Genomic DNA, 14,343 nt, shown 5'->3' with positions numbered 1-14,343 from the left:
GCGGCCATCGGGCGTGGATGTCCTTACAGGATCATCCCCCGCGCTTCGGATCGGCCAGCGGATGGCTGCGCCGGCGCCGCTCCTCGCGCGTGCAGGCGGCGGCTGCGGCATTGAGCGCATCCTGGACCTTGCGCAGTTGCTGTTCGCTGGCGCGCGTCTTGCGCAGCGCGATCAATTCGTCCTGCGCCTGTTTCGGCTTGCATTCCTTCGCCAACGTGATCGCCGCGTCCATGCGGCGCTCGATGCGCGCCTGGGTCGGCTTGGTCAGCATCCAGGCCAGCCATAGCAGGCCTAGCGCGATCAGCCACCAACGCAGGCGGATCGGCTTGCGCGCCGGCGCGGTCGGCCGGGGCGCGGCACTCGGGCGAATCGGTGGCGGCGGTGGCGGTTGCGGCGGCTTGGGTGGCGGTGGCGGTGGCGGAATTGGCGCCGCAGGAGCCGGGGCAGGCGCCGGCGGCGGGACCGCGACCGGCTCCGGCCGTTTCGCCAAGGTTGGCGCCGGGGGCACGATCGGCGCAACGACGGGTCGCTGCGCCGTTCCGCACCACGGACAGAAATCGACCCGACGCGGAAAGGCGCGTCCGCAGCCGACGTTCACGCAGCGGTGGAGGGACTGGGCTTGCTCCATATTCAATCCTAGTCCGGGTCCGGCACGCCGTCGTCGGGATCGGGTATTCCCTCATCCCCTGTCCGGCCAAGCGCGATTGCCAATTCCGGCAGCTCTCCCACCGTACTCCACTTGCCGATCTTCGGATGCCAGCGCATGTCCCAGGCGCGGGTGGCGTGATCGATCTCGCCGCGCGCGGCCTGCTCCGCGATCTCGTCGACCGTGAACGGCCCGCGCTGGGCGCCGCCGACGAACAGCTTGAAGCGTGGCGTGGTGGTCGGCAGCGGTGGCGGCGCGACGGGACGCTGTGCCAGCGCCTGCGCCGCCGCTTCCTCGTCCGCCAGCAGCGCGGGCAGGATCACGCGCTTGTCGACCGCGCGCTCGACTTCCCAGCTGTAGGCGTCCTGGCTCGAGCCGGGAACGGCCTCGGTCCAGCGTTCGACATGGCCCAGCAAGGCTTCGATGCGTGCCGGCCCCAAGGCCGGATCGGCCGCCTGGGCGCGCCGGATCCAGCTGTCGTACAGGCGGCGCGCGGTGATGTTCGGCAGCGAGGGCGATGGCAGCTGGGCGCCGGTCTCGTCGACTTCGAGCCGCGGCTCATACACGCGCAGCTGGTAGTAGCGCATCAGCGCCGCCAGCAGCATCAGCCGCTGCGGGCCGAGATGCGCCAGGCGGGCCTGGACGGCCGCGACGATCCCCTCGCGATAATAGGGCGGCAGGCCGTTGGAGCGGATCGCGAACTCATTGCCGACCTGGAGCCATTCGCCAGACCCCGCTTCGACCTCGAACAAGTACTGGCCGCGCGGCTGGAAAGCCGCCTCGCGGTCGCCCAGCTCCGGTTTGCGCCGGATGACGCCCAGCGCGATCGCCTGCAAATACCACTCGTAATCGTCGGCCAGCCGTCCCAGCTCGTCCATCGACGGCGAGATCGGATGGCGAAAACGCGTGGCGTCGAAATGCAGGTGGGTCGGGATCTTCGGGTTCTCGATCTGGTACGAGGCGCGCCAGGTCGGCAGGCCGCGCAGCACCGTCATCGGATAGCCGGACAGCTCGATATAGCACACCGCCCTGCCGCTCACGCCGGTGTTGACGATCGAGACCAGCTCGCCATGGAAGTACCCGGTCGGCACTGCGGCGCGGATCTCGGCCTCCATGCGCCGCCACGCGATCGGATCGCCCACACCGATGAAGCACTTGAACTGGTCGGCGTTCGGCGTGAACTCGGCCGAGAAGCGCGCATTCACCCACGGCATCGCGCTGCGGATCCACTCGGCGAAAATGCGCTGGCGCTCCTGCGGCGACAAGCTCGATAATCGTTCGAGCAGCGGATCGGCGGGTTCCTGCTGTTCCAGATCCTGGCTGGACAGCTGCAACTGCGCGCGGCGGAACAGCTTGAGCAGCAGCTCGGCGCGCAGGCGTTCGTCGCCCAGTTGCGGGAACAGGCGCGCCGATCCGCCGAATTCGAGCAGCACTTCCTCGCTCCAGATGCTGGTGTCGCCAGTGAGACGAACCGGCGCCGGCGTCGTATCGACGCCGAGCTTGATCGTGGTCGCATGTTCCTGACGCGCGTCGGCGCGCAGCTGCATGATGCGCTGGTCCACCGCGCCGAGCATCGCCTGGACGGCACGCCGCCCTTCCTGGAACTCGCCGGCGATGCCGCTCCACTGCGCATGGCCCTGCTCATCGGTCGATTGCGGATCGCCCAGCCAGCCGGACAGGGAGCGCATCACCTCGATCGACTGGCCGGCCGCCACCGCGAGCAGGTGGAAGCGCAGGTAGTCAGCCAGGTCGCGCTTGAGGTGACCCATCACTTCGCGCGCCTGCGGCTCCTTGCCGAACAGGCGGCCGGCGGCCTGGCCCAGGTTGTTCAGCGATTCCTCGACCTGGCGCGTGCGCAGCGCATCGCGGATGTCGCGATAGCGCCGGCCATTGCGCTCGGCATGGGACAGGTCGCGCTGCGACAGCCGCGCCTTGACCTGCTCCAGCAGCGACAGCACGAATTCCAGTCCGCCCTGGCGGCGATCGTCGAGCAGGGCATACAGGCGCTCGCGCACCCTGCCCTTCAGGCGGTTCGACAGCTCGCCGGTATGGCGCTTGATGCGGTCCTCGCTCGTCTCGGCGGTGGCGCCGGCCTCGCGGATCGCATCGCGTTCGAGCTGCGGCAGCAGCTCGGACACTTTTTCGCGCCACAGCGTGATATCGTAGGACGCCATGATGCGGTCCATCTCGAGCTGGACCCGGCTTTCCACGCGCTCGAGCAGCGAGCGGCCGTCGCGGTCCTGCAGCAGCGCGGTCGTCAGCGCGTACTCGGTGAACGGCGTCACGTCCACGGAACCCTTGCGCAGATCGGGGAACTCGTCGAACGGCCGCTCGGCCATCTCCATCTGCTCGCGCATGAAGGCGTCGCGCTCGGCGTCGCCGGCGCGCCGCGCCGCATTGTTCCCCGCATTGTTCCCCGCATTGTTCCCACTTACGCCATCGGCGCCGGCAAGACCGAAAAACGCCTTCACCATCAGCGCCGCCAGTTCATAGGCGCGGATGTCTTCATGCAGGCTTTGCTGGGTGTCGAGCACCGACTGGCCGAAGCTCGAATACACCTTCGAGTACGACAGCCGCATGTCACCGAAACGCGCCTCGGGCACGCGCGGGTTGTACGGTCCCAGCTTGTGCTGCTGCTGGTTGACCGCCACCGAACGCTTGCGGTTGGCGAAATCGGCCGATGCGAAGTCTTCGAACAGGGTATCGGCCACCATCTGGTAGACGTCCTTGACGTCGAGCGTGGCCTTGTTGGCCAGGTTGGCGGTATCGACGAAGTACACATCGTCGTAGGGCGCGCCGCGGCCCGCGATGCTGTCCGGCTCCGCCCACGCCACGCTGGCGTTCATGTCGCGCATCGCCGTCTCGAGTTCCATCAGGGTGGCGTAGGCATTGGCCTCGGTGCGCTCCTTGTTGGCCTTGGCGAAACCGGACGGCATCAGCAGCACCAGGTCGACCTGGCTGTCGGACACTTCCTGGCGTGCGATCGCCTTCGACAGCCAGCCCAGATCGAGCACGCTGCCGGCGCCGGTGCCGCCGGCGGCGGAGGCGATGACCACGATGCGGAACTTGGAGGTGTCGACCTGCAGCCCGAGGCGCTGGTAATTCTCCTTGCGCTCGATGCCGGCATTGCTGCTCAGGTAGTTCAGCGCGCCCTTGATGCGGCCGCGCAGCTTCGGATACTTGTCGAACAGGTAGAGCCGCGCCAACGCGCGGATCTGGCCCGCGCCTTTCGACGGATCGATGCCGAGCGAACGCAGCTTCTTGGGCCGCAACGGCATCCAGCTCTCGATCAGCGGAAAGCGGGCCAGGCTGTCGTCGGACTCGTGGTATTGCGGCAGGTCGAGCGGCTCGACCAGCCGTTCCTCGTCGGAGAGGCGCACCAGCTCGTACCAGGGATCGGTGCGCTGCGACTTGCCCTCGTCGATGACGGCATTGTTATCGAGGTCGAAGTGCAGGAAGCGCGCCACCGGGAAGTCGGCGATCGATTCGACCCGGGTCGGATGGCGCCGGTTCCAGACCGCCGACAGGATGCGGCGCCGGATGCGCATCATGACTTCCATGCCGGTGCCGCCGGCACCGATGAACAGCGTCGGCCGCAGGTCGACCTTCAATTCGGCCGGACGGGCGTTGACGCCGGAAGGATGTGGGAATTCTGCCATGGTGTGGGGACTCCCTTTGTTAGCGACGGCCGATGAACAGCGAGGCGACCAGCGCCACCAGGCCCACCGCCACCAGTGGGCCGGTGACCGCGAAGGTCAGGAAGCGGCTGGCATTGATGATGGCCAGCACCGCCGCCGCCGACAGGAAGCCGAGGCCGACGAACAGCAGCCAGCCCGCATTGCCAGCCGAGGAAGGCGCCACGCGCTTCCTCACCAGGTGGTGCACATAGGCGCCGCGCGCGAAGAAGTAGACGCTGATCAGGATCAGGAACACGATGCCGCCGATCGCCAGGTCGCGGTCGGAAGTGTCGGCCACAGGCAGCGTGTGCGGATCGACCGGCATCACCTCGACCGGGCGGGTGGCGGTGTCCGGCAAAGTCTGCGGCAGCGAGTCCTGCGGCGAGGCCGATTCCTCCGGCAGCTTGAAGCCGGGATCGGCGGGCGACGGGGCATTGGTTGGTGGCTGGGTTGCCTGCATGGCGTCTTCCTTTCTAATATTCAGCGGCCGAGCCGCACCTGCGCGCCTTCGCGCACATCGAGCAGCCGATGGCCGAACAGCGTTGTTTTCAGTTGCGCGACCTGTTCGCCATGGCGGTCATGGATCGCCTGTGTGGTGCCGGCGCGGCCGCGCATGGTGCGCATCTCCTCGTCCACCGTCACCTGCACCTTGCGTGGCCGCGCCCAGGCCCAGGCGGCCGCCGCGAGCAGCGCCAGTAGCGCGAGCAAGGCGCCGACCAGCGCCAGCAGCGGCCCCATGCCGTAATGGACGCGCACCTCCACCGGCAGCACCGCCGTCGACGCCTGCACCCGCGCTGGCGGCATGAAGATGTCCGGCAACGGATCGCCCGGGAACAGCGCCGCCATGCGCTGGCGGAAGGCCTGCGACAGCGCCAACTGCTGGTCGGCCAGGTGCAGCTCGATCCGGCCCGGCAGCGCGTAGGCCGAGCCGGCGGACTTGAGCGCTGCCAGCGACCATTTGTCAGGAATCTGCGCCACCGGCAGCGCCATGCTGGAACCCAGCGGCGCCGGCTGGCCGGGCGCCAGCGCGCGCACGCGCTGCGTGTCGAGCGCGATCGGGCGGCTCTCGCCAGCCAGCGTCGAGCGCGCGCTCAGGGTGGCGGAGCTGATCGTGTACGGATACATCGTGTTTTCCAGGTTCCATTCGATGCGCGCCTGCGGCGTGCGCGCATCGGGCGCGACATCGGCGCGCAGCACGCCGCGCGCATCCGAGGTGAACGACACGCCGGGCGCATTGACGACGCGGCGCGGCGCCAGCCGCACCGTGTCGCGGTCGAGCGGCTTGAGGCGCGCCGGCGGCTCGGTGATCACCCGGGCGATGCGTCCGGAAGCCAGCAGCGCATCGAGCGCCGCCGCGCCTTGCGACCCGACGGCGAAGGCGTACACCATCAGACCGTTCGCGCTGTAATGCTTGCCCTGGACCGGCATGCGCAGCGGGAAGGCCAGCGCCTTCGTGATCGCATCGCCGCCGTGGATCAGCGCATAGAATTCGCGGTTGCGGGTGGCCGTGGCCTGGTCGTTATTGGGGCTGTTGCGGTTGTTGGTCACCAGCCAGACGATGCCCGGCTGGCCCTGGAGGACCTGGCCGGTTGCGGCGCGCACCGCTTCGCCCAGGTCGGTGTCGGCCAGCGCCGCGCCTCCTGGCTTGCGCGCCGTGTCCAGGCTGGAGATGGCCTGCGCCACGCGCGCGCGCACCGGTTCCTCGCCCGCCTTGAACGACAGCAGCGCGCGCGGCGACGGCGCCCCCTCCCGGGCCTGGTTGAAGCTCGCCAGCACCAGCGCGTCTCCCGGCTGGACCACGCTGCCCGCCAGGGCCGCCACCAGCGGTTTGAAGGGCGACTTGGGATCGCTATAGAACGGCTCCATCCAGCCCGAGTTCTGCACCAGGAAAACCTGAGGTACAGCCTGCGCGCACAGCGACACGCCGGCCAGCAGGGCCGCCGCCAATGGACGTGCGATCGTCTTCATCATCGTCGTGATCACAACGGCTCGTCCAGGCGCCAGCCGCGCATCTGGTTCCAGTCCGGGTGGTGCAGCCACAGGCAGCCGCCCGCCACCACCGGCACGCATTCGAGCGGACGGGAAAGGCGCGCGATCTCGTCCAGGATCACGTTGCGGCGCCCGATCCATTCGACGGTCGTGCGCGGAATGATGCGCGCATTCTCTCCCGCCCCCAACGCTTCTTCGGCGCGGAAGTTCGCCTTGTGGAAGCGCAGCACCAGGCCGCTCGGCTGGCTGCGGTTATTGTTAAAGCTGCGCAGCAGCGGCAGCACCAGCGTGTCGTCGTGGTGCGGGTCTTCGACGTGCTCGTTCGACCACGGCTCGTCCAGTACCGGATGCCCGCGCCGGAACAGGAAGTTGGCGAACCCCAGGCGCGCGCCGTCGATCGCCATGCGCGCCGGCAGGTGGTCGGGGCCGGCGCCAAGTTCGAGGTAGGAATACCCCTGGCCATCGTGCCCGATCTGCCACAGGCGGCCGTCGCGGCCCTGGGTCGGCCCGCCGAACTCCAGGCGCGGTTGCCAGTGCAGCGGCCAAGGCGAAAATTGCGGCGCCTCGCCGGGTCGCCAGGTGAGCTGGCCCTGCGCGTGCAGCCAGAACAGGCGGCCGTCGTAGCCGAGCGGATGGCTCCAGCCGGCGGCCGGCGCATCGGGGCAGGCATATTCCTGCACTTCATCGAGGTCGAGGCGCATGCTCCACAGGCGCACGGCATCAACGCCGCCCGCGAGGCAGGCCAGGTGGCGCCGCATGAGGCCGGGCGCGGCCACGATGGGCGCGGCCAGCAGGCTCTCGGTGCGGTAGGTTTCGCTGACCGGGTCGATCCAGAGCCGCTGCAGGCCGTCCAGGCCGGGGACCACGCCAGCCTCGCCGCGGCGCGGGTCCTGCGCCGGGATCCAGGCGTGGCTGGAGGCGGTGAACACCAGGCTGGCGGCGCCCGCTTCGGGCGTGAGCACATGCCAGCTGCCGCCCAGCGGATCCCAGTATTGCAGCACCCCGCGGGTGTGGGCCAGCGCCAGCAGGCGTTCGCCGGGAAAGCCGAAGCCGGCGGCGGCGAACACCGAACAGGCATTGGGCGGCGCCGGCATCGTCAGGTCGCAGCGACCCGGCGTCGGCGCCGCCGGCCGTTCTTCGAGGCTGTCGCCGAGCGGCGTCGAGGTGACCGGCAGGCCGTGCGGCACGTGGCGCGGCAGCACGTCATCCCCGCCCGGCCCCCACCATCCGCGCGCTCGCGTCGGCGCGCCGCCAAGGCGCAGCAGCGGGCGCCCGCAGCGCGGGCAATAGGCGAAACCTTCGGGATAGATCGGGGAACAGCGGCAATCGAGGGGCAGCGAGGCGCCGAGCACGTGGGCGACGTCGGGCAGGCGCTGGCGCGCCCGGCCCTGCCAGTCGACCGGGCCCAGCCCCTCGCTGGCGAGCAGGGCGAACTCGCCGCTTGCCTCGTCTTCCTGCCAGATGCTGGCAGGCGTTTCCCATCTGTACGCCATTGCTGCCTTTCGCTCTGCCAAATAATTTGTCGAAACACGACCCGCGGGCCGCGTCATTGCTGTTGCTCAAATGATAGCTCCGCGAACCGGCGCGCGGCGCGCTGTTCACGAGGTAGCGTCGCGCGATCCCGGACGCATCAATAATCGAACTCATCGCCTGCCCCGCAGGGAACTTTCGGCAGACATACGTATAATGGCCGCCTGCCCTTCCACCCCTTCCGCCCTCCCGATTCCGCCATGACCGCTGCCGATTCCCACGCCGACCTCCCCTCGCACGCCATCGATGCCGCCACCAGGAATCTAGCCGACGTACTGACGATCGCGCTCGAACACGGCCCCGCGCAGCGCGCGCTGGTGGTGTACGACACCCGCACCGGCCTTTCGCGCGCGCTGCTCGAAGGCTACCGGCGCAACCTGCCGGATGCGACCTTCGTCGACTTCGACGGCGTGACGCCAGAAGCGGTGCTGGCGGCCTTCGGCACGATGGTGGCGGGCGAGCTGGTGGTGCTGCTGCAATCGTCGAACTTCCGCCTCGACGGTTTTCGCATGCGGGTCGAGCTGTTCAAGCGCGACCTGAAAGTGATCGAGCACGTGCACCTGTCGCGCATGCCGGGCATCCAGGGCGAGCACTACATCGAGGCCCTGGCCTACGACCCCGCCTACTTCCGCGGCACCGGGCGCGCGCTCAAGGAGCGCATCGACCGCGCGCCGCACGGCCGCGTGGTCGGCGGCGGCGAGACGCTCACCTTCGCCTCGCCGTTCGAGCCGGCCAAATTGAACATCGGCGACTACAGCGACATGAAGAACGTCGGCGGCCAGTTCCCGATCGGCGAAGTGTTCACCGAAGCGCTCGACCTCGAAGCGGTGCACGGCCGGGTGCAGATCCACGTGTTCGGCGACACCAGCTACCGCTCAAACCACCCTGACGTGCCGGTGACCCTGGTGATCGAGGCCGGCCGCGTAGTCGCCACCGAGAACGCGACGCCGGCCTTCCAGCAGGTGCTGGACAATATTCGCGCCGACGAAGGCGAAGTCTGGGTGCGCGAGCTGGGCTTCGGCCTGAACCGCGCCTTCACGCGCGAGCTGCGGGTGGACGACATCGGCACCTACGAGCGCATGTGCGGCATCCACCTGTCGCTCGGCGCCAAGCATGGCGTGTATCCGAAGCCGGGCTTCAAGCGCAAGGATGCGCGCTACCACATCGACGTGTTCGCGGTGACCGACGCGGTGTACCTGGGCGAGGAACGGGTGTATGCGGACGGTCGCTGGCTGGCCTGACGCCGGCCTGGCGCGGCAGTATCGCGTGGTATGATGGCCGATTGTAAAACGGGAGCCCATCATGCCGGACTCGCTATCGAGTCATGTGAGGGAAATTCAAGCCATCGCGGCCGTTCCGCGGATGCTGGAAACCGTTGCCGGGCTTACTGGCCTGCGCTTCGTGTGTATCGCCCACGTCACCGCCGACAGCTGGACCGCCTGCGCGGTCCATGACGGCCTCGGATTCGGCCTTGTCCCTGGCGCGACGCTGGACGTCACCACCACGCTGTGCGAGGAAGTGCGCGAGTCCCGGCAGGCAGTCGTCATCGACTGCGTGCGCGACAGCGAGTGCTACCGCGATCACCACACCCCGCGCATCTACGGGTTCCAGAGTTATTTTTCGATTCCCATCTTTCGCCCCGACGGCTTTTATTTCGGCACTTTGTGCGGTCTCGATCCGGAACCGGCCCGGCTGAGCGAGGGCCCCACCATCGCGGCCCTGACCCTGTTCGCCGAACTGGTGTCGCGCCAGCTCGAAACGGAGCGCTCGCTGAACGTGGCCCGCACCGCGCTGTTGTCCGAACGCGACACCGCCGAGCTGCGCGAACAGTTCATCGCGGTGCTGGGCCACGACCTGCGCACGCCGCTCTCGGCGATCCTCACCGGCGCCGAACTGCTGGCGCGGCGCCACGATGACCCGATGACGCGCCAGCTGGTGGAGCGGATGCGCAGCAGCGCGCTGCGCATGTCCGGGCTGGTGGATAACGTGGTCGATTTCACGCGCGGGCGCATGGGTTCGGGACTGGTGCTTGACCTGGCCCGCCATGCCGACGTCGACCGGGTGCTGGAACAGGTGATCGATGAACTGCGCAGCGTGTATCCCGGTCGCGCCATCGCCAGCAGCATCGGGCGCGGCCTGATCTTGCGCTGCGATCCCCAGCGCCTGGCGCAACTGCTGTCGAACCTGCTCAAGAACGCGCTGGTGCACGGCGCCGAAGGGTGTCCGATCGAGGTTCGCGTCGACATCGACGACAGCCGTTTTGTGCTGGAAGTGCGCAACGAGGGGCCGGACCTGAGCCCCGACGTTATCGCGCAACTGTTCAAACCCTACTGGCGCGCCCGCTCGCGCAGCAGGGACGACGGCCTGGGACTGGGCCTGTACATCGTCGACCAGATCGCGCAAGGCCATGGCGGGACGATCGGCGTGCGCTCCGCCGCGAACGGCACGACCTTCACGTTCAGCATGCCGGTCGCATAAAATCCATCCGGCGCTTGTTCGCCTTGTCCGGCATCTCCATACTGTTGGCCATTTGTCCACATCGTATGGAGAGCACATGTCCGTCGAACTGCCTGTAGCACCGCGCTTACGTTTCCTCCTGGTCGCCGCCCTGGCGATGCCTTTCGCCCATGCCGACGACGCCGCCATCGCCCGCATCGAAGCCGGCCTGCGCCCGGCCGTCGCGCTGGCGAACGCCCCGGTCAAGACCGAAAGCCTGCAGGACGCGATGACGCGCCTGAAGGTGCCGGGCGTGAGCGTGGCCGTGATCAAGGACGGCAAGGTGGCCTGGAGCCGCGGCTATGGCGTGGCCTGGGCCGGCGGACCGGCGGTCACGCCGCAGACCCTGTTCCAGGCCGCCTCGGTCAGCAAACCGGTGGCCGCCATGGCCGCCCTGCGCATGGTCGAACAGGGCAAGCTCGATCTTGACGCCGGCATCGACACCGCCCTCACCTCCTGGCGCCTGCCGGACGGCAAAGGCAAACCCAGTGTGCGCCAGTTGCTGTCGCATACGGGCGGCATGAGCGTGTCGGGATTCCCCGGCTACGCCGCGGGAAAATCGGTGCCGACGCTGGTGCAGGTGCTCGATGGCGCCTGGGCCGCCAATACCAAGGCGATCAAGGTGGATGCGGCGCCCGGATCGGCATTTCGCTATTCAGGCGGCGGCTATACGGTGCTGCAGCAGGCCATGATCGATCGCAGCGGCAAACCCTTCGACGTGCTGCTGCGGGAATCGGTCCTGGCGCCGCTGGGCATGGGCGACAGCAGCTTCTCGCAGCCACTGCCGGCGACCTTGCAGGCACAGGCCGCCCGCGCCCACGACGAAGACGGCAAACCCTACCGTGGTGGCGCCCACACCTACCCCGAGCTGGCAGCGGCCGGACTGTGGACCACGCCGCAAGACCTGGCCAGGTTCGCGATCGCGATCCAGAACGGCGCGGCGGGAGGCGACAACGGCGTGATTTCCCCAAGCATGACGCGCACCATGCTCACCCCAATCATGAACGACTACGCATTGGGCCTGCATATCCAGGACGATGGCAAGGGTTTCGGCCATAACGGCAGCAATATGGGCTTCAAGGCCTTGATGGTCGCGTCGACCGAAGGGGGCGATGGCGCGGTAATCCTGACCAACGGCGACAATGGCGGACCGCTTGCGGACAGCCTGGTGCGCGCCATCGCCCACGAGTACAAATGGTCCTTCAACCAGACCCGCCTGCGCCCGACGGTCGAACTGGCGCCTGAGCAGAAGAAGGCCCTGGTCGGAAAATACGAGATCGAAGGGCTGGGCCGCTTCGAGATCGCCGAACGCGAAGGCCGGCTGATGGTCACCAACCGCGGCGCGCCATGGGAGCCGCTGTATGCCGAATCCGACAAGCTGCTCTTCATCATGTCGCGGCCGATCGAGCTGCATCGCACCGATGCGGATAGCGGGGTGTCGGTGCTGGGCACGTCGTCGCGACCGTATAAACGTGTAGGCAGCCGGTAGTAAACACGCATATTTCAGGATTTTTACAAATCCCCTGAGCAGTTGATTAATATCAGGATTAGAATTCTTTTCTTATATCAACAACAAATCCAGGGAAATCATGTTCCGTTTGCCTATCGGCGTGGCAGCGCTATGCCTTGCCACGTCAGCGTTCGCGGCCGCGCCCTTCGACGACAAGTTCCGTCAGCTCGACGAGCTGCTGCCGACGCCGGGATCGGTGCGCACCGCGTCCGGCGCCCCGGGCCACGCCTACTGGCAGCAGCGCGCCGACTACACGATCCGCGCCACGCTCGACGAGAACAAGCGCGCGCTCTCCGGCGCCGGCACGGTGACCTACCATAACAATTCTCCGGATACCCTGAAGTACCTGTGGCTGCAGCTGGACCAGAACATCTACAAGCCGGGTTCGGACGCGCGCCAGGGCGCCACCCTCCCCTCGCGCGGCGCCTGGACCGGCGCGACCGCGCAGACCGGGCTGAAATTCGACGGCCTGCGCACCCTGCTCGAGCAGCGCACCTTCCCCGGCGGTTTCGACATCCTGGCGGTGAAGGATGCGAACGGCCGCGCGCTGCCGCACACCATCAACAAGACCATGATGCGGATCGACCTGCCGCAGCCGCTCAAGCCGGGTGCGCGCGTGACCTTCAGCATCGACTGGCGCTACAACATCAACGAGCAGAAGGTGCTGGGCGGGCGCGCCGGCTACGAGAAGTTCGACGACAATAACGACCTGTTCGAGATCGCCCAGTGGTTCCCGCGCATGGCCGCCTACTACGACGTCTATGGCTGGCAGCACAAGCAGTTCCTGGGCGCGGGCGAATTCACCCTGGAATTCGGCGACTACGACGTGCGCATCACGGTGCCAAGCGACCACGTGGTCGCGTCGACCGGCGAGCTGCAGAACCCGGGCGACGTGCTCACTGCCGCCCAGCGCGAGCGCCTCAAGCAGGCGCGCACCGCGAAAAAGCCGGTCATCATCGTGACCCAGGCGGAGGCCGAAGCGGCCGAGAAGGCGCGCAGCGCAGTGAGCAGCGGCGCCACCAGGACCTGGCACTTCAAGGCGAAGAACGTGCGCGATTTCGCCTTCGCCTCGAGCCGCAAGTTCATCTGGGACGCGCAGGGCGTCAAGAGCGGCGACGTCGACGTGCTGGCGATGTCCTACTACCCGAAAGAGGGTAATCCGCTGTGGGAGAAATACTCGACCCAGGCGATCATCCACACCATCGAGCAGTACAACAAGTACTCCTTCGACTACCCGTACCCGACCGCGATCTCGGTCAACGGCCCGGTGGGCGGCATGGAATACCCGATGATCTCGTTCAACGGTCCGCGCCCAAGCAAGGACAAGAAAACCGGCGAGATCACCTATTCGCAGCGCACCAAGTATGGCCTGATCGGCGTGATCATCCACGAGGTGGGCCACAACTACTTCCCGATGATCGTCAACTCGGACGAGCGCCAGTGGACCTGGATGGACGAGGGCCTGAACACCTTCGTGCAATACCTGGCGCAGCAGGCCTGGGAAGAAAACTGGCCGGACAGCCGCGGCGAGCCGCGCCGCATCACCGACTACATGAAGAGCCGCAACCAGGTGCCGATCATGACCAACTCGGAGTCGCTGCTGCAGTTCGGGAACAACGCCTATGCCAAGCCGGCCGCCGCGCTGAACGTGCTGCGCGAGACGGTGCTGGGCCGCGAACTGTTCGACTTCGCCTTCAAGGAATACGCCCAGCGCTGGAAATTCAAGCGCCCCACCCCGGCCGACTTCTTCCGCACCATGGAAGACGCGTCCGGCACGGACCTCGACTGGTTCTGGCGCGGCTGGTTCTACACCACCGACGCGGTCGACGTGAGCGTGGACGGGATCACCGAATACACGGTGTCGAGCCAGGATCCGGAAGTCGAGAAAGCATTGCTGCGCGCACGCCGCGCGGAGGAACCGGTATCGGTCACGAAGCAGCGCAACGCGGGGATGGCGCGCCGCGTCGATGCGCACCCCGAGCTGAAGGATTTCTACAACGAGAACGACGACTTCACCGTCACCAACAAGGACCGCAACCGCTACCAGGAAAAGATGGCCGGCCTGGAGGATTGGGAAAAGGCGCTGCTCAAGGAAGGCAAGCACCTGTACCTGGTGGACTTCACGAACGTGGGCGGACTGGTGACGCCGCTGGTGGTCGAGATCGAACTCAAGAGCGGCAAGAAGACCATCGAGCGGATTCCGGCCGAGGTGTGGCGTTATTCGCCGGCGAAGATCACCAAGCTGTTCGTCACCGACGAGCCGATGGTGGGGCTGACCCAGGACCCGTACTGGGAGACGGCCGACGTCGACGTCAGCAATAACAGCTGGCCGAGGAAGGCGACGCCGTCACGGCTGGAGTTATTCAAGACCGAGCGGGATCCGAACAATCTGATGCGCGACTTTAATACCAAGCTGAAGGCCAAGGAGAGCGGCGACGCGGCTCCGGTGGAATGATCGGCTTCCTCTCCTTTTCTTGAACGCGTGGACGGCAGAG

At 67.4% G+C, this 14,343-nt stretch carries 9 protein-coding genes; 4 read left to right on the top strand and 5 right to left on the bottom strand.

Going from position 1 to position 14,343, the window contains the following annotated elements; translation table 11 throughout:
- Nucleotides 1–31: 31 nt before the first annotated feature.
- The 5 genes from SOM28_RS09185 to SOM28_RS09165 form a co-directional block, all read right to left on the bottom strand.
- Nucleotides 32–490, bottom strand: a complete 459-nt coding sequence (locus tag SOM28_RS09185) for a hypothetical protein (protein ID WP_320467922.1) — start codon at nucleotides 488–490, stop codon at nucleotides 32–34.
- 146 nt (nucleotides 491–636) lie between these two features.
- Entirely contained in the window at nucleotides 637–4,305 is a 3,669-nt protein-coding gene (locus SOM28_RS09180) for a tubulin-like doman-containing protein (RefSeq protein ID WP_320467921.1), read from the bottom strand.
- Nucleotides 4,306–4,324: 19 nt separating this feature from the next.
- A complete protein-coding gene (locus SOM28_RS09175) occupies nucleotides 4,325–4,783 on the bottom strand; it encodes a hypothetical protein (RefSeq protein WP_123069454.1) in 459 nt (152 codons plus the stop codon).
- A gap of 20 nt (nucleotides 4,784–4,803) precedes the next feature.
- The gene (locus SOM28_RS09170; RefSeq protein WP_320467920.1) at nucleotides 4,804–6,306 is read right to left on the bottom strand and encodes a hypothetical protein; all 1,503 of its coding nucleotides are present in this window, start codon (nucleotides 6,304–6,306) and stop codon (nucleotides 4,804–4,806) included.
- Nucleotides 6,303–7,805 (bottom strand): hypothetical protein, encoded by a 1,503-nt coding sequence (locus SOM28_RS09165; RefSeq protein WP_123069455.1) that lies wholly within the window; start codon nucleotides 7,803–7,805, stop codon nucleotides 6,303–6,305. Before SOM28_RS09165 ends, SOM28_RS09170 begins: the two co-directional genes overlap by 4 nt.
- 237 nt (nucleotides 7,806–8,042) lie before the next feature.
- Between SOM28_RS09165 and SOM28_RS09160 the strand changes: the two genes are divergently transcribed.
- The 4 genes from SOM28_RS09160 (at nucleotide 8,043) to SOM28_RS09145 (ending at nucleotide 14,303) form a co-directional block, all read left to right on the top strand.
- The gene (locus SOM28_RS09160) at nucleotides 8,043–9,083 is read left to right on the top strand and encodes a hypothetical protein (RefSeq protein ID WP_320467919.1); all 1,041 of its coding nucleotides are present in this window, start codon (nucleotides 8,043–8,045) and stop codon (nucleotides 9,081–9,083) included.
- 121 nt (nucleotides 9,084–9,204) lie between these two features.
- Complete coding sequence (locus tag SOM28_RS09155) at nucleotides 9,205–10,320, top strand: GAF domain-containing sensor histidine kinase (protein ID WP_320467918.1); 1,116 nt, start codon at nucleotides 9,205–9,207, stop codon at nucleotides 10,318–10,320.
- A gap of 76 nt (nucleotides 10,321–10,396) precedes the next feature.
- Nucleotides 10,397–11,827, top strand: a complete 1,431-nt coding sequence (locus SOM28_RS09150) for a serine hydrolase domain-containing protein (protein WP_320467917.1) — start codon at nucleotides 10,397–10,399, stop codon at nucleotides 11,825–11,827.
- A gap of 100 nt (nucleotides 11,828–11,927) precedes the next feature.
- Nucleotides 11,928–14,303: a M1 family metallopeptidase gene (locus SOM28_RS09145; RefSeq protein WP_320467916.1), complete on the top strand. Its 2,376-nt coding sequence runs from the start codon at nucleotides 11,928–11,930 to the stop codon at nucleotides 14,301–14,303.
- The last annotated feature ends 40 nt before the right edge of the window (nucleotides 14,304–14,343 follow it).

This window comes from Massilia sp. CFBP9026 (genome assembly GCF_034045165.1).
Lineage (GTDB): Bacteria > Pseudomonadota > Gammaproteobacteria > Burkholderiales > Burkholderiaceae_D > Telluria > Telluria arenae.
Note: the sequence above shows the minus strand (reverse complement) of the source record. Positions and strands in the feature narration are given on the sequence as shown.

Coding starts and splice junctions, on each gene's coding strand:
- SOM28_RS09180 (WP_320467921.1), bottom strand. CDS start 4,305: ATGGCAGAATTCCCACATCCTTCCGGCGTCAACGCCCGTCCGGCCGAA.
- SOM28_RS09175 (WP_123069454.1), bottom strand. CDS start 4,783: ATGCAGGCAACCCAGCCACCAACCAATGCCCCGTCGCCCGCCGATCCC.
- SOM28_RS09165 (WP_123069455.1), bottom strand. CDS start 7,805: ATGGCGTACAGATGGGAAACGCCTGCCAGCATCTGGCAGGAAGACGAG.
- SOM28_RS09160 (WP_320467919.1), top strand. CDS start 8,043: ATGACCGCTGCCGATTCCCACGCCGACCTCCCCTCGCACGCCATCGAT.
- SOM28_RS09155 (WP_320467918.1), top strand. CDS start 9,205: ATGCTGGAAACCGTTGCCGGGCTTACTGGCCTGCGCTTCGTGTGTATC.
- SOM28_RS09150 (WP_320467917.1), top strand. CDS start 10,397: ATGTCCGTCGAACTGCCTGTAGCACCGCGCTTACGTTTCCTCCTGGTC.
- SOM28_RS09145 (WP_320467916.1), top strand. CDS start 11,928: ATGTTCCGTTTGCCTATCGGCGTGGCAGCGCTATGCCTTGCCACGTCA.